The sequence below is a fragment of the Klebsiella sp. PCX genome (assembly GCF_021869705.1).
Classification (GTDB): Bacteria; Pseudomonadota; Gammaproteobacteria; order Enterobacterales; family Enterobacteriaceae; genus Klebsiella; species Klebsiella quasipneumoniae.
Genome location: NZ_CP091527.1, coordinates 3589073 through 3606964, shown reverse-complemented (window position 1 = coordinate 3606964; position 17892 = coordinate 3589073). Strand labels below are relative to the sequence as shown.

The 17892-nt window shown below is 59.2% G+C and carries 15 protein-coding genes and 1 tRNA gene; 6 read left to right on the top strand and 10 right to left on the bottom strand.

Going from position 1 to position 17892, the window contains the following annotated elements; genetic code table 11:
• The first annotated feature begins 51 nt into the window (after positions 1-51).
• A complete protein-coding gene (locus GQR96_RS17120) occupies positions 52-1695 on the top strand; it encodes a multidrug ABC transporter permease/ATP-binding protein (RefSeq protein ID WP_043520285.1) in 1644 nt (547 codons plus the stop codon).
• Between the two features lie 148 nt (positions 1696-1843).
• Positions 1844-3280, top strand: a complete 1437-nt coding sequence (gene mgtE / locus GQR96_RS17115) for a magnesium transporter (protein WP_004201674.1) — start codon at positions 1844-1846, stop codon at positions 3278-3280.
• Here the strand turns inward: mgtE and GQR96_RS17110 are convergent.
• Positions 3243-4481: a SulP family inorganic anion transporter gene (locus GQR96_RS17110; protein WP_062914179.1), complete on the bottom strand. Its 1239-nt coding sequence runs from the start codon at positions 4479-4481 to the stop codon at positions 3243-3245. The genes mgtE and GQR96_RS17110 overlap by 38 nt on opposite strands.
• A 280-nt stretch (positions 4482-4761) precedes the next feature.
• On the opposite strand from GQR96_RS17110, the gene mqo reads away from it, so the two are divergent.
• Positions 4762-6396 carry a malate dehydrogenase (quinone) gene (gene mqo, locus GQR96_RS17105; RefSeq protein WP_032456413.1) on the top strand — a complete coding sequence of 545 codons (1635 nt, stop codon included), beginning with the start codon at positions 4762-4764 and terminating at the stop codon, positions 6394-6396.
• Between the two features lie 55 nt (positions 6397-6451).
• Here the strand turns inward: mqo and eco are convergent, their stop codons facing one another.
• The 5 genes from eco to GQR96_RS17080 all read right to left on the bottom strand — a co-directional run bounded on the left by eco (position 6452) and on the right by GQR96_RS17080 (position 10571).
• On the bottom strand, positions 6452-6943 hold the full coding sequence (gene eco, locus GQR96_RS17100; protein ID WP_004201671.1) for a serine protease inhibitor ecotin: 492 nt from the start codon (positions 6941-6943) through the stop codon (positions 6452-6454).
• A gap of 173 nt (positions 6944-7116) precedes the next feature.
• Positions 7117-8226 carry an AI-2E family transporter gene (locus tag GQR96_RS17095; RefSeq protein WP_004201670.1) on the bottom strand — a complete coding sequence of 370 codons (1110 nt, stop codon included), beginning with the start codon at positions 8224-8226 and terminating at the stop codon, positions 7117-7119.
• Between the two features lie 185 nt (positions 8227-8411).
• Positions 8412-8488: transfer RNA gene (locus tag GQR96_RS17090), tRNA-Pro, on the bottom strand.
• A 76-nt stretch (positions 8489-8564) separates the two neighbouring features.
• Positions 8565-10325 (bottom strand): LPS biosynthesis-modulating metalloenzyme YejM, encoded by a 1761-nt coding sequence (gene yejM / locus GQR96_RS17085; protein ID WP_004201669.1) that lies wholly within the window; start codon positions 10323-10325, stop codon positions 8565-8567.
• Between the two features lie 18 nt (positions 10326-10343).
• The gene (locus tag GQR96_RS17080) at positions 10344-10571 is read right to left on the bottom strand and encodes a YejL family protein (protein ID WP_004195346.1); all 228 of its coding nucleotides are present in this window, start codon (positions 10569-10571) and stop codon (positions 10344-10346) included.
• A 186-nt stretch (positions 10572-10757) separates the two neighbouring features.
• On the opposite strand from GQR96_RS17080, the gene yejK reads away from it, so the two are divergent.
• A complete protein-coding gene (gene yejK, locus GQR96_RS17075; RefSeq protein WP_004144267.1) occupies positions 10758-11765 on the top strand; it encodes a nucleoid-associated protein YejK in 1008 nt (335 codons plus the stop codon).
• Positions 11766-11778: 13 nt separating this feature from the next.
• Here yejK and GQR96_RS17070 read toward each other — a convergent pair whose 3' ends face one another.
• The gene (locus tag GQR96_RS17070; protein WP_069734076.1) at positions 11779-12546 is read right to left on the bottom strand and encodes a DeoR/GlpR family DNA-binding transcription regulator; all 768 of its coding nucleotides are present in this window, start codon (positions 12544-12546) and stop codon (positions 11779-11781) included.
• An 81-nt stretch (positions 12547-12627) separates the two neighbouring features.
• On the opposite strand from GQR96_RS17070, the gene GQR96_RS17065 reads away from it, so the two are divergent.
• Positions 12628-13224, top strand: a complete 597-nt coding sequence (locus GQR96_RS17065; protein WP_004201667.1) for an NUDIX domain-containing protein — start codon at positions 12628-12630, stop codon at positions 13222-13224.
• Positions 13225-13243: 19 nt separating this feature from the next.
• On the opposite strand, the gene GQR96_RS17060 is transcribed toward GQR96_RS17065, so the two are convergent.
• On the bottom strand, positions 13244-14530 hold the full coding sequence (locus GQR96_RS17060; RefSeq protein WP_004201666.1) for a serine hydrolase domain-containing protein: 1287 nt from the start codon (positions 14528-14530) through the stop codon (positions 13244-13246).
• Positions 14531-14633: 103 nt separating this feature from the next.
• Between GQR96_RS17060 and GQR96_RS17055 the strand changes: the two genes are divergently transcribed.
• Positions 14634-15521, top strand: a complete 888-nt coding sequence (locus tag GQR96_RS17055; RefSeq protein ID WP_004201665.1) for a LysR family transcriptional regulator — start codon at positions 14634-14636, stop codon at positions 15519-15521.
• A gap of 58 nt (positions 15522-15579) precedes the next feature.
• Here GQR96_RS17055 and rplY read toward each other — a convergent pair whose 3' ends face one another.
• Together rplY and GQR96_RS17045 are read right to left on the bottom strand one after the other, a co-directional pair.
• On the bottom strand, positions 15580-15864 hold the full coding sequence (gene rplY / locus GQR96_RS17050) for a 50S ribosomal protein L25 (protein ID WP_004201664.1): 285 nt from the start codon (positions 15862-15864) through the stop codon (positions 15580-15582).
• A gap of 136 nt (positions 15865-16000) precedes the next feature.
• Positions 16001-17758 (bottom strand): DEAD/DEAH box helicase, encoded by a 1758-nt coding sequence (locus GQR96_RS17045; RefSeq protein WP_004201663.1) that lies wholly within the window; start codon positions 17756-17758, stop codon positions 16001-16003.
• Positions 17759-17892 lie beyond the last annotated feature (134 nt).

The window sequence follows — 17892 nt, the reverse complement described above, 5'->3', positions numbered from 1 at the left end:
CCGGCGAGCCGTTTAAACTGCTGGCTGTTTTGCTTTTCCGGATAGCCTGTTATGGAACTTCTTTCTCTCGTCTGGCGCCAGTATCGCTGGCCGTTTCTGGGCGTTATTGCCCTTAGCCTGCTCAGCGCCGCGCTGGGTATCGGCTTAATCGCTTTTATTAACATGCGCCTGATCGCCACTGTCGATACCTCGCTGCGGGTGCTGCCGGAATTTCTTGGCCTGCTGGGGCTGTTAATGGCGGTGACCCTGGGCTCGCAGCTGGCGCTGACCACCCTCGGCCACCATTTTGTTTTTCGCCTGCGCGGCGAGTTTGTGAAACGCATCCTCGATACCCAGATTGAACAGGTGGAGAAGATCGGCAGCGCGTCGCTGCTTGCCGGGCTGACCAGCGATATCCGCAATATTACCATCGCCTTTGTACGCCTCCCTGAGCTGGTGCAGGGGATCATTCTCACCTTCGGCTCCGCCGCTTATCTGGCCTGGCTGTCAGGAAAAATGATGCTGGTGACGGCGCTGTGGATGGCGCTCACCATCTGGGGCGGCTTTGTGCTGGTGTCGCGGGTGTACAAACATATGGCCAGCCTGCGCGAAACGGAAGATAAGCTCTATCACGACTACCAGACGGTGCTGGAAGGGCGTAAAGAGCTGACCCTCAACCGGGAGCGCGCGGAGTATGTGTTTAATCAGCTCTATCTCCCGGACGCCCGCGACTACCGGCACCACATCGTTCGCGCCGATACCTTCCATCTCAGCGCGGTCAACTGGTCGAATATTATGATGCTTGGCGCCATCGGGCTGGTGTTCTGGATGGCCAACAGCCTCGGCTGGGCCGATACCGCCGTGGCGGCGACCTACTCCCTGACGCTGCTGTTTTTGCGCACGCCGCTGCTCTCCGCCGTCGGCGCGCTGCCCACGCTGCTTAGCGCCCAGGTGGCGTTCAACAAGCTGCGCCAGTTCTCGCTCGCCCCTTACCGGGCGGATTTCCCCCGGCCGCAGCCGCAGGCTGACTGGCAGACGCTGGAGCTGCGCGATGTCACCTTCCATTATCCGGACCAGCGCTTTGCGGTAGGGCCGCTTAATCTGACGCTAAAACGCGGCGAGCTGGTGTTTCTCATCGGCGGCAACGGCAGCGGCAAATCAACCCTGGCGATGCTCCTGACCGGCCTGTATCAGCCGATTTCCGGTCAGATTCTGGTGGACGGCCAGCCGCTGGCGGCGGATAAACCGGAGGCGTACCGCAAACTGTTCTCCGCGGTGTTTACTGACGTCTGGTTGTTCGACCGTCTGCTCGGGCCGCAGGGCGAAGAGGCCGATCCGGCGCTGGTGGCAACGTGGCTGGAGCGTCTGCAAATGGCCCACAAGCTGCAGCTGGAAAACGGTAAGATCGGCGACCTGCGGCTGTCGAAAGGGCAGAAGAAGCGCGTGGCGCTCCTGCTGGCGCTGGCCGAGTCCCGGGATATCATTCTGCTGGATGAATGGGCGGCGGATCAGGATCCGCATTTCCGCCGCGAGTTCTACCAGGTCCTGCTGCCGCTGATGAAGCAGATGGGGAAAACCGTGTTTGCCATCAGCCATGACGATCACTACTTCCAGCACGCCGATCGCCTGCTGGAGATGCGTGCCGGGCAGCTGTCCGAGCTCACTGGCGAAGAGCGGGCGCAGGCCTCCCGCGATGCGGTGGCCCGCACGGCCTGATTCACGCTGCGCGCCCGGGGAAAGCCGGGCGCCGCTGAAATTTTCAGCGTCTACAGTGCTGACGGTTATTATTTCCCCCTCCTCGCGCTATGCTTAAGGCTTCCGGCCCGCAGGCCGGCTCACTATTCTCAAAAGGATTGCCTGACCGATGTCCGTTTTGCATAAAAAAAGCGCCCGCTTGCGTGACGAAGAGCGCGCCCGTCTGATTTGGCTCTTGAGCACCGATAAAGCGGTGACCTCCGCGCTGCTGGGCAAACTGACGCTGGCCGAACGTTACGATGAAGGGACGCTGGCCGATGACCTGGCTGAAGTGGAAATGCTGGTCTCGCATCTGCCGCCGCCGGATCTCGCCGATGCGCTGGAAGCGCTCCCCTATGACGCCCGCACCGCGCTGTGGTGCCTGGTGCCCGACGATAAACGCGGCGAAGTGCTGCTGGAAGCTTCAGAAAACGTCTGGGGCGACCTCATCGATAAGATGAGCGACCACGAGCTGCTGCAGGCGATGCAGCCGCTGGATATCGATGAACAGGTTTACCTGCTGCAGCATCTGCCGCGCAATCTGACCGGACGGTTGCTGGCGACCCTGCCGGCTGAGAAGCGCGCCCGTATTCGCCAGATTATGCGCTATGCCGACAACAGCGTCGGGTCGATCATGGAGTTTGAGGTCATTACGGTGCGGCCGGAGGCCACCCTGGCGGCGGTCCAGCGCTATCTGCGGCGTCTCGGGAAAATGCCGGAGAACACCGATAAACTGTTCGTCACCACCCGCAATAAGCTGCTGCTCGGCGAGCTGGAGCTGCAGACCATTCTGCTCAACGATGCGCAGAAGCGGGTGGGGGAGGTGATGGAGGGCGATCCGGTCACCTTTCAGCCGCATGAAGAAGCGGAGAAGGTGGCGCGCACCTTCGAGCGTGATGACTTGCTCAGCGCCGCCGTTATCGATGCCGATGGCAAACTGATCGGCCGTCTGACCATCGATGAGATCGTCGATGTGGTCTATGAAGAGACCGACAACGATCTGCGGCGGATGGGCGGCCTGAGCGATGAAGAAGATGTCTTCGCCCCGGTCAGCAAAGCGGTGAAAACGCGCTGGGCGTGGCTGGCGGTGAACCTGTGTACGGCGTTTATCGCTTCCAGGGTCATCGACGGCTTCGAACATACCATTTCACAGCTGGTGGCGCTGGCCTCGCTGATGCCGATCGTCGCCGGGATCGGCGGCAATACCGGCAACCAGACGATCACCATGATCGTTCGGGCGATGGCGCTGCAGCAGATCCAGCCCGGCAGCTTTACCTTTCTGATCCTGCGTGAAATGGGCGTTGCACTGATTAATGGCCTGGTGTGGGGCGGGATCATGGGGGCCATCACCTGGTGGCTGTATGACGATCCGCAGCTTGGCGGGGTGATGACGCTGGCCATGATGCTCAACCTGCTGATGGCGGCGATGATGGGCGTGATAATCCCGATGGTCATGGTGAAGCTGGGGCGTGACCCGGCGGTCGGCTCCAGCGTAATGATCACCGCTATCACCGACACCGGCGGCTTCTTTATTTTTCTGGGTCTGGCGACGCTGTTTCTGATGTAGCCTGCGCTTTTGCCCGCAGGCGGCGGGGGATGATCGCCATCGCGACAATCCCCGCCAGCACGCCAATCGCCAGATTGCTGGTTCCCACCGTCGCGGCGACGGTCATCAGCATCACCAGCGTTTCCGGCCACGGATTGCGCGCCAGCTCGCCCGGGAGAATGCTGTGCCAGCTAAAGGTCTTCACCGCCACGATCACCATCACCCCGGCCAGGACCGCCATCGGGATCTTCGCCATCACCTGGCTGAGCGCTGTCACCAGCAGGAGCAGCACCAGGCCGGCGATAACCGTTGAGAGACGGCTACGGGCTTTGCCCATTTCCACGTTAACGATAGTCTGGCCGATCATCGCGCAGCCCGCGATACCACCATAACAGCCGGCGAGGATGTTGGCGATCCCCAGCCCGGCGCTCTCCCGCGATTTATTCGACGGCGTATGGGTCAGGTCATCCACCAGCTTAGCCGTCAGCAGAGACTCCATGAGGCCGACAAAGGCGATGCTGAGGGCGCACGGCCAGATTATCTGCAGGGTGGTCAGGTTCAGGGGAACGGTCAGGGCGGTGAACCCCGGCAGGCCGCCGCTCATTGACCCTTCATCACCCACGGTCGGCAGCAGCTGGCCGGTGGTCGCGGTATAGAGAGTGAGCGCGACGATGGCGATCAGCGGCGCCGGGATAGTCTTAATAAAGCGCGGCGCCCACAGAACGATAAGCAGCGTCAGGACGAACAGGCCGACGATCAGCGGCTGGCGGCTCCAGAAGTGCGGCACCTGGGCGAAGAAAATCAGGATCCCGAGGGCGTTGACGAACCCGGTCATCACCGCCGGGGGAATAAAGCGCATCAGGCGCGCCATGCCGCACAGACCAAACAAAATTTGAATCATACCCGCCAGAATGACGGCTGGCAGAATGTAACCCACGCCGTGCTGATGCACCATCGGGCCAATGACCAGCGCCACTGATCCCGCGGCGGCGGTGACCATCGCCGGGCGTCCGCCGAGTATCGACATCGCCAGACAGAGCACGACGGAAGCAATCAGGCTCACCTGCGGGTCAACGCCGGCAATAACCGAAAACGAAATCACTTCAGGAATTAACGCCAGGGCGGTGAGCACGCCGGCCAGGACTTCGCGCGTCAGCAGCGACGGAGAACGAAGGATTGGACGCAGGTTGCCGGAAGCGGCGGGGTCTGAAACTGGGGGCATAAAAAAAGTTCGCAGATTATAAAAAAAGGAGGAGCGGTGTCAGGCCCTGCTTCCGTGCGGTCTGTCACAAAACCAGGGATGATAGCGCGGAATCTGCCAGGGCACCAGTACAAAAAGTGATTTGGTGTATACATTTATTAAACATTTTTATAACGGATCTCAAAACAGAACTTAAAATTTAAACAATATTTAAATTTTTGAGCTTCGGTGGTAACGTGAGGGGTGACAATCGTATCACCTGCGCTAAATAAAACAGCGAGTAAAGTAAGGCTCAAATCCGATGAATAAAAAGATGGCCGTACCACGCTCACAGGCGGTTGGTCCCAACAGCACTCGGACCAACACCCGCCATGAGCAAGAGACGGATGTATTGTTGATTGGCGGCGGCATTATGAGCGCCACACTGGGAACCTGGCTGCAGGAGCTTGAGCCAGACTGGTCTATTACCATGGTTGAGCAGATGTCCAGCGTGGCGGAAGAGAGCTCAAACGGGTGGAACAATGCGGGTACCGGCCACGCGGCGCTGATGGAGCTGAACTATACGCCGCAGACCGCCAACGGCATCAATATCGACAAAGCGGTCGACATCAACGAAGCCTTCCACATCTCGCGTCAGTTCTGGGCGCATCAGGTGACGCGCGGCGTCCTGAACAAACCAAAATCATTCATTAACAGCGTGCCGCACATGAGCTTTGTGTGGGGCGAAGATAACGTCAACTTCCTGCGCGCACGTTATGCGGCGCTGCAGCAGAGCGAACTGTTCCGCGGCATTCGTTATTCTGAAGACCATCAGCAGATCAAAGCCTGGGCGCCGCTGGTGATGGAAGGCCGCGACCCGCTGCAAAAGGTGGCCGCCACCCGTACGGAAATGGGAACCGACGTCAACTATGGGGAAATCACCCGCCAGCTGATCGCCAGCCTGCAAAAGCATGATAATTTCTCCCTGCAGCTGGGCACCGTGGTGCGTCGCTTCAAGCGCAACGCCGACAAGAGCTGGACGGTGACCCTCGCGGATGCCGACAACCGTCGTCAGAAGCGGGTTATTAAAGCCAAATTTATCTTTATTGGCGCCGGCGGTGCAGCGCTGACCCTGCTGCAGGAAACCGGCATTCCGCAGGCCAAAGAGTATGCCGGCTTCCCGGTCGGCGGCCAATTCCTGGTCTGCGAAAATCCGGAGGTAGTAAACCACCATCTGGCGAAGGTTTACGGCCAGGCCGAAGTGGGCGCGCCGCCGATGTCGGTGCCGCACATCGATACCCGTATTATCGACGGTAAACGCGTGGTGCTGTTCGGGCCGTTCGCAACCTTCTCGACCCGCTTCCTGAAGAACGGTTCGCTGTGGGATCTGCTGGCCTCGACCAATACCTCGAATATCCTGCCGATGCTCAACGTCGGCCTGGACAACTTCGATCTGGTGAAATACCTGATTAGCCAGGTGATGCAGAAAGATAAAGATCGTCTGGCCGCGCTGTGCGAATACTATCCGGAAGCGCGGAAAGAGGACTGGCGGTTGTGGCAGGCCGGCCAGCGCGTGCAGATCATCAAGCGCGATGCGAAGAAGGGCGGGGTACTGCGCCTGGGCACCGAAGTGGTCAGCGATGACGAAGGCACCGTCGCGGCGCTGCTCGGCGCATCGCCAGGCGCCTCCACCGCGGCGCCTATCATGCTGCAGCTGATGGAAAAAGTGTTTAAAGACAAAGTGAATTCGCCGGAATGGCAGGCCAGGCTGAAGGCGATCATCCCGACCTACGGTATTCGCCTTGATGGCAACCCGGCGGAGATTGAGAAAGCGCTGGCGTGGACCAGTGAAGTCCTGGAGCTGAAATATGAGCCGGCCACGGCTGCGGATGAAGCTCCGCAGGCGGAGCTGAAGCCGTTGAGCGGCGGCAAGCCGATGGCGGACATCGCGCTCTGACAAAAACGGCAGCCTGCGGGCTGCCGTTGTTTTATTGCTGATTTAATTGCGCGCCTTAGCGGATCTCGGCGTTGCCGATAGTCTCGTCGGCGCGCCAGATGCGATATTTTACATCGACATTAGTCGGCGTGTAGATAACGATCGGCAGCTTGCTGTTGTAGCGCAGCATAGCGTCATCGCCGAGGCCGGCAGTAACAAATTTCTTCGTTTTCTTGCCGTCCGGGCAGGCCATCATGGTGGATACCGGGCCGCTCAGCTTATCAAAGACATAGTAGTCATAACCCCAGCCTTCCAGGGTTTTGCTTTCCAGCTGCCCGCCAAAACGATGGTGGTTACAGTCGACTTCCAGCGTCTGGCCGATCATCAGCTCAACCTTCAACGCCGACTCATCCTGCTGCTGCGGCAGCTGAATAACCTGACGCTTCATGCCTTTTTCCGCTTTCGGGAACGGCGCGACTTTTTCCAGCGGCTGGTCTGCGGCCAGGGCGCCGGCAGACATGCAGGCGGCGGTGAGCAGAGAAACGGCTAGCGTAGTGATTTTTTTCACGGTTGATCATCCTTTATTTTCGTTCCTGACAGGGATAGCCTATCATCACTTAGCTGAATGTTAAGATTTATTTACCATTTTTTGCAAAGTGAACAGTGTTATCTACTGGCAAAAGGGCAGCGTTCAGAGCGCAACAGAGGCGCTGGCGGGCCGCCAGACGCCTGCCGGAGAAGCTATTCAGTACGGCTATTTTTCGCTTCCTCAATAAACTCTTCATCGATTTCATCGGTGTTGCCAGCATGTTCCCGTCCCGACAGCAAATTCCAGCAGGCGATAAACAAGGCGGCGATCAGTGGCCCGATCACGAATCCATTGATACCGTAGATCTCCATGCCGCCTAAAGTGGCGATCAGGATCAGGTAGTCCGGCATCTTGGTATCCTTGCCCACCAGCAGCGGACGCAGAATATTGTCCACCAGACCAATCACAACGACAAAGAAGCCCACGATAAAGGCGCCCTGCCACAACTGGCCGGTAGCAAAAAGGTAAATAGCCGCCGGCACCCAGATAATAGCCGAGCCCACCGCCGGGATAAGCGACAGGAACGCCATCAGCGCCCCCCAGAGAATGCTGCCGTCCAGACCGGCGATCCAGAAGGCTAAGCCGCCCAGCGCCCCCTGCGCCAGCGCCACGGCGACGGTGCCTTTTACCGTGGCGCGGGCCACTGCGGCGAACTTAGCGAACAGGTGCTGCTTCACATAGCTGGATAACGGCAGAGATTCGAGGATCAACAGCACCAGGTAAGGTCCATCCTTCAGCAGGAAAAACAGTAGGTACAGCATGATGCCGAAGCTGACGGTAAAGCCAAAGGTCCCTTTGCCAATCAGAAACGCACTGCCGGCCAGATACTGGCCACCTTTCAGGGCGACATCGGAGAGCTGCTGCTGGATCTGCTGCGCGCTATCAAGGTTATGTTCTGCCAGGAAGCTTCTGGCCCAGCCGGGGAGGTGGGCAATCAGGCTGGCGACCACCGTCGGGAACTGGGTATCGTTATGCTGCAGTTTGCTGTACACCACGTTCAGCTCGTAGGCCAGTGACGACAGGATAATCGCCAGCGGCGTAAACACGATAAGGCAGATAATGACGATGGTCATCAGCGCCGCGAGGCCATTACGCTCGCCGAGGCGGGTGCGAATTTTGTTTTTGACCGGATTAAAAATCACCGCGAGGATCGCGGCCCAGAGAATGGCGGAATAGTAGGGTGAGAGAACATCAAAAAAGGCCAGGGTTACAATGAAGACGATAAGGATGAAAAATCCTTTGGTAAGTCCATTAACTCTCATGTCATCCGCTCCTGCTTATGAGTCATACGGTCGAATAATAGATGCTACGACGTAATTTACCATCAGGATAGTCGTACTCTATACGCTGTGGCGCGGAAAGGGCACAAATTCAACGAGGTGGGGGACGGGCGTAAAAGAGAGACATAAAAAAACCAGCCTTAAGAGGCTGGTTTCTCTGGGATTTTTGGTCGGCACGAGAGGATTTGAACCTCCGACCCCCGACACCCCATGACGGTGCGCTACCAGGCTGCGCTACGTGCCGACGCGTGGGGAACAATATTACCCGTTCCCCAGGCGAATGCAAGCGGGTCGCGCGCGATTGATTCATAATTAATCAATCAGTTAGCGATAAAGCGTTTTTCGTCGGTCAGGACCTGCAGCAACAGGCTGAGCTGCGGTTTCTGATCTTTGATTTTCTCGCCGTCGCGGCTCCAGGTGGTGTAGGTGCCGTTATGGTTGAGGACCACGGTGATGGTCGGGGTGGTAATGGCCAGCGTATCGCCGTTGGCCGCGGTGACCCAGTTCCGACGCCGCGCGGCGCTGAACAGATCTTCACCCTGCGAATACTCATTGGCCGGCGTCGAAACGTGAAGCAGGCGCTGCATCAGCGTGGTCATCACATCTTTGTTATCGGTCAGGGTGGCAATTTCCTGGGCTGGCGTGCCCGGCCAGTGAATAACCAGCGGCACCTGCAGCTGCTCGCGCGACCAGTCGAATGAGTCGTGTTTGACGTTAAGCGGCTTGCCGTGGCCGCCGGTGATAATCACCACCGTATTATCGAGCTTGCCGGCTTCGCGCAGCGCGGTCAGCACCCGATCGATCTGGGCATCAACGTCGCCTGCCGCCTTGCTATAACGGCGGACAAAGTTCTGCTGCTGCGTGTCGTCGAGAGTGGTGCCATTCAGCGAGATCCACGAGAACCAGCGATTCTCATCCTGCGCGTAACGGTCCAGCCAACTGATCCACTGATTGGCGGTCTGCTCGTCGCTCTGGGTCTTCGCGCTCGGCAGCGAGAAGTCGGAGAGCAGCGCCTGGCGATACAGCGGGCTGCTAAACCCATCGGAAGAGAACAGCCCCAGCTGGTAGCCCTGCTGGTTGAGGGCGGTGATCAGCGCTGCGGGAATACGCGCCGAGAGGACACCGTCCATATAGGCTGGCGAAATGCCGTAGAACAGGCCAAACAGGCCGCTGTCGGCGGTATTGCCCGAGCTCATATGCTGGGTAAAGTTGACGTTTTCTTTGGCAAACGCCGCCAGCGCCGGCATCGTCTTTTCAAACCGCGAGTAGTTCAGGTTGTCGACGGTGATCAGCAACACGTTATAGCCCGCGCCGAGGTCGCGGTAGCGCAGGTTACTGAGCGGATACTGGACCGATACCGCCTCCGGCGCCCCTTGTTCCACCAGGCGACGCTGATAATCCTGGGCGTCGAGCAGGCCATGTTTCTCAAGGAAACGACGGGCGGTCATCGGATAGGAAAGCGGTAGATTCGCTCGCTGCATGGTGATCGGGCGATAGAAGTTGGCATCCGCCCAGATATAGACCAGGTGGCTGCTGACGAACGACAAAAAGAAGAACCAGGCCACCGGGCGGGCGTAATGGCGGCGGCGCGTCAGGCTGCGCAGCTTTTGCCAGCTCCAGGTGGCGAAGAGCATTTCAATCAAAAAGATGACCGGGACGCTGATAAACATCAGCTGCCAGTCGCGCGCCATCTCATTCTGGTCAGGGTTGATGACCAGCTCCCAGACCACCGGATTTAAATGAAGATGGAAGCGGGTAAAGACCTCGCTGTCTATCAGCAACAGCGTCATCCCGGCGGTGGCAAGGATCACCGACAGGAAGCGCATCAGGCGCTGCGAGACCACGATAAAGGTCAACGGAAAGAGGATCAGCACATAGCTGGTAAACACCAGGAAGCTGAAGTGCCCGACGAGACTGACGTACGAAAAGAGTCGTCCGGCAAGCGTCGTCGGCCAGTCGGCGACAAAAAGGTAGCGGCTGCCGAGCACCATGGCCAACAACATGTTGAACAGGGCGAACCAGTGCCCCCAGCTAACCATCTGGGAGACTTTTTCTCGGTAGGGCTGACGTAGAGTCACCATATACTGTTGCTGTTATCCTTAATGCGCTGGATCGTCGTTAATCGAAGATTGCAAAGCCTGCGCGAAAGAACGGGCGATGGCCTGACGCTGCGCCGGCGCGACGCTACTGTTGATCAGGTTGGTCACCATATTGCCTAACACCATCAGTGAAAGGTCAACCGGGGCTTTGTGTGATTCCAGGACGTTCGTCAGCTCGCTGAGCAACTGTTCGACCTGTTGATCGCTATAGCGGGAAATTTGCGGCATAAACTCAAAATCTGTTTGTTCGTGAAAGGGCAACATATTACCGTAGCAGCAGCTTTTTTTCCGCATTTTTTCGCCGCGGCGCAAAAGCGCACCGATCGTCAGTCATGACGTCGAAATGTGTGGCGCCAGTTGCGTCGGCTACCCGGCGGTGGTTGAATACCGCCCGGTCTAAAAGGAGAGTTTAACATGAGTCTGGATATCGACCAGATTGCCCTGCATCAGTTAATCAAACGTGATGAACAAAATCTGGAGCTGGTGCTGCGCGAGTCACTGCTGGAGCCGAACGCGACGGTCGTCGAGATGATGGCTGAACTGCACCGGGTTTATAGCGCCAAAAGCAAAGCCTATGGGCTGTTCAATGAAGAGAGCGAACTGGCGCAGGCGCTGCGCCTGCAGCGTCAGGGCGAAGAGGAGTTTCTGGCGTTCAGCCGCGCGGCGACCGGCCGCCTACGCGATGAGCTGGCGAAATACCCGTTCGCCGAAGGGGGCATTGTCCTCTTCTGCCAGTATCGTTATCTGGCGGTCGAGTATCTGCTGGTGGCGGTGCTCAATAACCTGAGCAGTATGCGCGTCAACGAAGAGCTGGATATCCGCTCGACCCATTATCTGGATATTAACCATGCCGATATCGTCGCGCGCATCGATCTGACCGAGTGGGAAACCAACCCGGAGTCGACCCGCTACTTAACCTTCCTGAAAGGGCGGGTGGGGCGCAAAGTGGCCGATTTCTTTATGGATTTCCTCGGGGCCAGCGAAGGCCTCAACGCCAAAGCGCAGAACCGCGGCCTGCTGCAGGCGGTAGACGACTTCGCCGCCGACGCGCAGCTTGATAAATCCGAGCGACAGAATGTGCGTCAGCAGGTCTATGCGTACTGCAACGAACAGCTGCAGGCCGGGGAAGAGATTGAGCTGGAATCGCTGTCCAAAGAGCTGGCCGGCGTCAGCGAAAAGAGCTTCCAGGAATTCACCGCCGAGCAGGGTTACGAACTGGAAGAGAGCTTCCCGGCGGATCGCAGCACCTTACGTCAGCTGACCAAGTTTGCCGGCAGCGGCGGCGGTTTAACCATTAACTTCGACGCGATGCTGCTGGGCGAACGCGTATTCTGGGATCCCGCAACCGATACTCTGACCATTAAGGGCACCCCGCCGAACCTGCGCGACCAGCTGCAGCGCCGGACCTCCGGCGGCAACTAAGCGCCGCGCCCCGTCAGCGCGACCGCTGAACGGGGACGATCTCCACGCCGCGCTGCACCAGCTGCTGGCGCAGCGCGGCGTCGGGATCCCCATCGACGATAAGCGTACTGGCGAGGTTCAGCTCGCCGATGGCAAAGGCCGACGCGGCGTTGAGCTTTTCCCGGGAGGCCATCACCATGGTTTCCGCGGCCCTGGCCGCCAGCGCGCGCTTGATGCCTGCCTCTTCATAATCACCGGTGGTAAAACCCGCACGCGGGTGGACGCCGGTCACCCCCATAAAGAACACATCGGCGTTGATCCGCGCCATTCCTTCCAGCGTTTCGGGGCCGACGGCGACAACTGAATGCTTAAACACTTTGCCGCCAAGCAGGATCACCTCGATTCGCGGGTGATCGACCAGCGCCACGGCGATGCCGGGGCTGTGGGTGACCACCGTGCAGCTGAGGTCGGCGGGTAAGAAACCGATCATCGCCGCGGTGGTGGTGCCGCCATCGACAATCACCACCTGTCCAGGCTGGATCAGGGCGGCGGCGGCGCGCGCTACCGCCTGCTTGGAGGCGATTTGCACGCTTTTGCGTGTTTCAATAGGGGCGATGGCAGCGGAGACCGGCAGCGCCCCGCCGTGGACCCGCTGCAGTTTTCCTTCCGCCGCCAGCTCGCGCAGGTCGCGGCGAATGGAGTCCTCTGAGACGTTAAACCGTTGGCTCAGCTCCCCGGACATCACCTGTTTTTCCTCCGCAAGAATCTGCAGGATTTGCTGTTTTCGTTGACTGGCGAGCATGAGTTTTCCTTCACGAGTGATCTTGTTTGTGCACGATTATGCATGTTATGGTGCCTGCTGTCATCTTAAAGGGGATATAACATGCAAACTCATGCACCGCACGTCCGCCACATTCGCGAGACGCTGCTCTCTGATAACTGGTACACGCTGAAAAAATATACCTTTGAACTGCAGCGCCGGGACGGACGCTGGCAGGAGCAGAGCCGCGAGGCCTACGATCGCGGCAACGGCGCGGTCATTTTACTCTACAACCGGGAAAAGCGAACGGTGGTCCTGACTCGTCAGTTCCGTTTTCCGGTGTTTACTCACGGTCACGACGGATATCTCATTGAAGCGGCGGCCGGGCTGTTGGATAACGCCTCGCCGGAGGCGAGGATCGTTGCCGAAGCGGAAGAGGAGACCGGCTTTCGGGTGACGCGCATCGAGCCCGTCTTCACCGTCTTTATGAGCCCCGGATCTGTCACCGAAAAACTCTACTTTTTTATCGCCGAATATCAGGCCGATGACCGGCAGGGAGAGGGCGGCGGGCTGGCGGCGGAAGGTGAGGACATTGAAGTGCTGGAGTGGCCGCTGGCGCGGGCGCTGCAGGCCATTCGCGATGGCGAGATCATGGATGCCAAAACCATTATCCTGCTGCAGCACCTTGCGCTGAATGCCGACTCGCTCCTCGCCGGCTGAGCGGCAAGGAGCGGGGGGGTTAACGCAGCTCGCGGGCAATGGCGCTGTACATCAGCGCCGCTTCCAACGGCTGGGCGTTAAAGGAGGGTTCCGCCTGCGGCCAGGTCGACCACTGGACGATCACCAGGTGTTCCGCGCGGTTCACCATGATCACCTGGCCGTAGATCCCCAGCGCCCACAGCGAGTCCTTCAGCCCTTCCTGCGGCGTCGGCTGGACGTTTTGCGCATTCGCCGGAATGGCGTTATTCCACCACTGATAGCCGTAGATACCTTGCGGATGCGCCGCCGAGACCGAGTTCAGCGCTGTGGTCCAGCTTGCGGCCTGATCGAACCAGCCCGCCGGCACCAGCTGTTTGCCGTTGCTTAACCGACCATCGCGGGCGACGAATTCGCCGAAGCGGCCCCAGTCTTCGAGGGTGGCGTTAAAGCCGTGGGCGCCAACATCATGCTTCCCTTGCTGATAAGCATGCCATACGCCGTCGTGGGCCATCCCGACGGGTTGCCACAGCGACTGCTCAAGCCAGGCGGCCAGCGGCATACCGGTGGCGCGCTCCAGGATATCGCCCAACAGCCAGGCGCCGCCGGAAGAGTAGGACCACTGCTCGCCCGCAGGATGTTTGCGTGACAGGCCGGTGACGATCTTGCGCACGCAGGCATAGGCGCCGGGCTGCGCCTCGCACTGGGTCAGGCGGGCGAAGTGCGACTGCGGGTCGGTGTAGTCTTCATTCCATTCCACACCGCTGGTGTGCTGAATTAACTGCTTCAGCGTCACGCCGTCCCAGGCGGTGCCTTTCAGTTCGGGCTCATAAACGGTAATCAGATCATCGAGGGAGTGGATCTTACCCTGCTGAATGGCGATACCCACCAGCGTCGAGACCACCGATTTTCCCACCGAGCGTGAGGTCCACAGGGTGGTATCGGTGTTGCCGTCGCCAAGATATTTCCAGGCGACTTTGCCGTCTTTTAGCACCAGCATACCGCTGACGTTCTCGCGCTTCAGGTAATCCTGCAGGGTCCAGGTATGGCCGTTAAGGGTATAGCGGGCATCGGTCAATTGTTTTTCAGCGCGTTCCAGCGGCACTGAGGCGCCGTGGCGGAAGACATCCCCGGCATAGTTGCGATAGTCATTGCGAAAGCCAATCACGCGTGAAGTCTGATCCCAGCTGAGCATGTCTTTGGCCGCGGGTAGCGTTTGATCGTAAGGCGTTGGGCAGACATCCAGCGTCAGGCCGCCGCAGTTTTGCGCCATTGCCGCCACCGGCAGCGCCGCCAGGATTAACGCCAGGGCCAGTGGTTTTCTTATCATCTTCCTTTCCTCGTTTGCCATAGATTCGCTGCGCAGTATATAAATCGGCGCGCGCCGGCTAAAATCAGCCCAGGGGGGATTTTCCCCCGTAAGGGAGAGAAGGATGAAAACCCTGCAATATTCTTTCGCGCAAATTGAAGCATTCGCCACCATCGCCGAGACCGGCAGCCTGTCGCGGGCGGCCATTCGGTTAGGTAAAGACCGAACCACGCTGCGCGATCTGCTGGACTATCTGGAAGACGCGCTGGGTTACCATCTGTTCCGCCGCGAAGGGCGTACCCTGATCTTAACCGCCGAAGGCGAGCAGCTTTTTCGTCAGGCGCATCTGCTGTTGCGCCAGGCGCAGGCTTTCGAGTCTTTTGCGCAAACGCTGCCGCAAACCACCGGACAGGCGCTGCGTCTGGTGTACGATCCCTTTATCCCACGTGATTTTCTCTGCGCGCTGGCCGATACGCTGGCCCGGCGGCAGATCCGCCTGAGCTGCTGGAGCGCCTCGCGGCGCGAAGCCGAGCAGGCGCTGAGCGATGGCGTGGCGGATATGGCGCTGTGCCAGGCTAACAACCGCACGCTGGGGAGCGAAATGGAGTGGCGGGCGCTCGGCACCGTGGATCTGCGTTTCTACGCGGCGGACAGCCTGTTCCACGACGCTCCGCGGCCGCTGACGCTATTGAATCTTTCGTTGACGCCGCAGTTAGTGATGCACCGGCGCAGTGACGATCAGATTGCCCGCCGGCTGCAGATCTCCGGCCATACGCTGTATATGAACGAAATTACTCTGCTGCGCCATGCGCTGGAGCAGGGGAGGGGCTGGGGGTTTTTACCGGACCATTTGCGGCCAGGCGAGTGGCAGGGAGTCAGTGAAATCGCGACGGAGGTCGGCAGTCAGGGGCTGAACGTCACCATGGTGATGCTCTGGCTGCCCGGAATGAATAAGCACCGGATGCTTAGCGACATCGTGGACGAGGCGCCGGAGCTTTGGCGGCGCGGATAACAAAACGCCCCGGAGCCGAAGACCCCGGGGCGCTTGCCATACAACTTGCTATCGGCGATTACGCGCGAACGAAGTCGATGTGAGTCAGTTTCGGCTTGAACGCGTGGCGCTGAACAGCCTGAACTTTGACTTTTTCTTCTTTGCCATCAACCACGACGGTCAGAACTTCGCCGTAAAACTCAGCTTTGTCCTGCATGTTCCATACTTTGTCGTGGTCCAGTTCGATAGCAACCGGAGCAGCTTCGCCACCGTAGATGATTGCCGGGAACTTGTTAGCTGCGCGCAGGCGGCGGCTCGCACCCTTACCCTGCTCTTTACGTACTTCTGCGTTGATAGTAAACATTGATGTCTCTCTATATATAAAGCCTGCTACAGGCGACCCAGCAACAGGCGGATTATCTGCTTTGCGAATGCAAAAGCGGGCGGCATTATAGCCGCCAAACGACACCCGGGCAATCAAAACCTCAGCTTTCGGGTGATTAACGCAGCTCGTTGGCGCGGCGAAAACGCCCCTGATAATCGAACACTTTTTCCCGCACCTGCCAGTACTGGCCTTTCATGCGGGCGACGACAAAGTCCGGATGGCGCAGCAGCGCCTGCTGGGCCACGATATCCGCCGGCGTTATCCAGCGCAGCGGCACCCCGGGGGTGCGGGTATGCGGGCGAATAAATAGTTGTTCGAAGGCGGTGCGCTGGGCGGGCGTCTGCAGACGGAAGCGCTCACTGACGTCAGCGCCGTCTTCATCGTAGTAGGTGATTTTCAGCCACGGGCCTTTCTCGTCGCCGCCGTGCTGCAGGGCCATGCCGCTGCAGCGTAGCACCAGCGCGTCCTTCAGCTTCAGCGCCGCCTTCAGCATATCGTCCGGGTCAACCAGAATGGTGTCGCACTCCCGGCAGCGGCGGGCGGCGATATCGTTTTCCGCGTTGCACTGCGGACAGTTTTTGAAGCGAAAGCGGAAGTCGCACTGTTCGCGGTGGCCGTCGTCATCTTCGAACCACCCCTGGCAGCGGCGGCCAAAGTGTTCAATCAAGGTGCCGTCGGCGGTGGTTTTGCCCCAGAAGGTATTGGCGAAGCCGCAGGCCGGGCAGAAGACCTGGACCGGCACGTTGTCGCTTTTACCCTTCGGCGTTCCCACTTCCGGGGCGTACAGGTCGTGCGGGTTGCCGGCGTAGTCGAGGATCAGGCAGTCGGTTTTTCCCGGCGCCAGGCGCAGGCCGCGGCCAACGATCTGTTGGTAAAGACTCACCGACTCGGTGGGGCGGAGGATGGCGATCAGGTCGACGTGCGGGGCGTCGAAGCCGGTGGTCAGCACCGCGACGTTCACCAGATAGCGATACTTCTGCGCTTTAAACGCCTCGATGATGCGATCCCGTTCCGGACCCGGGGTTTCCCCGGTGATCAGCGCCGCCTGGCCTGCCGGCAGCAGGCCGGTCACTTCCCGGGCGTGCTCCACGGTGGCGGCGAAGATCATCACCCCTTTGCGGCTTTCGGCGAACTCCACGATCTGGCTGACGATATGTGGGGTGATACGCTGCTGTTTTTTCAGCTCATGGTTAAGATCGGCTTCGCTGAACAGGCCGTTGCTTTGCGCCTGCAGGCGACTGAAGTCGTACTGCACCACCGGCATATCGAGGCGCTCCGGCGGCGTCAGGTAGCCGTGCTTAATCATATAGCGCAGCGGTAGCTCATAGATGCAGTCGCGGAACAGGGCCTTTTCATCGCCGCGCACCATCCCGTGGTAGTGGAACTGATAGATCCAGCCCTTGCCAAGGCGGAACGGAGTGGCCGTCAGGCCGAGCAGCCGGATCTGCGGATTGACCTGCCGCAGGTGACCGATGATCTGCTGATACTGGCTGTCGTCATCATCGCTGATGCGGTGGCATTCATCGACGATGAGTAGCGAAAATTCGCTGCGAAACTGGTCGAGATTGCGCGCCACCGACTGTACGCTGCCGAACACCACTTTGCCGTGGCTCTCTTTTCGCTGCAGACCGGCGGCAAAGATATCCGCCTCAAGGCCAAGGGCGCAGTATTTGGCATGATTCTGCGCCACCAGCTCTTTGACGTGGGCCAGCACCAGCACGCGGCCGCGGGCCAGGCGGGCAAGCTCGGCGATCACCAGGCTTTTGCCCGCGCCGGTGGGCAGGACAATCGCCGCCGGCTCGGTATGGCGACGGAACCAGGCGAGGGTGGCATCGACGGCTTCTTGTTGGTAAGGACGTAATGTAAAAGTCATGAATTCACGGGGCTAATTAACTCGCGAATAGTATGCCATGAATCTTTTCCCTTGAGTGGTGTTAAGAGCCCGTTATACTAGCCAGTGAAATTCTTCTTTTTCGGGCGATTTGCCCGCTCCAGCACTTTGACAGG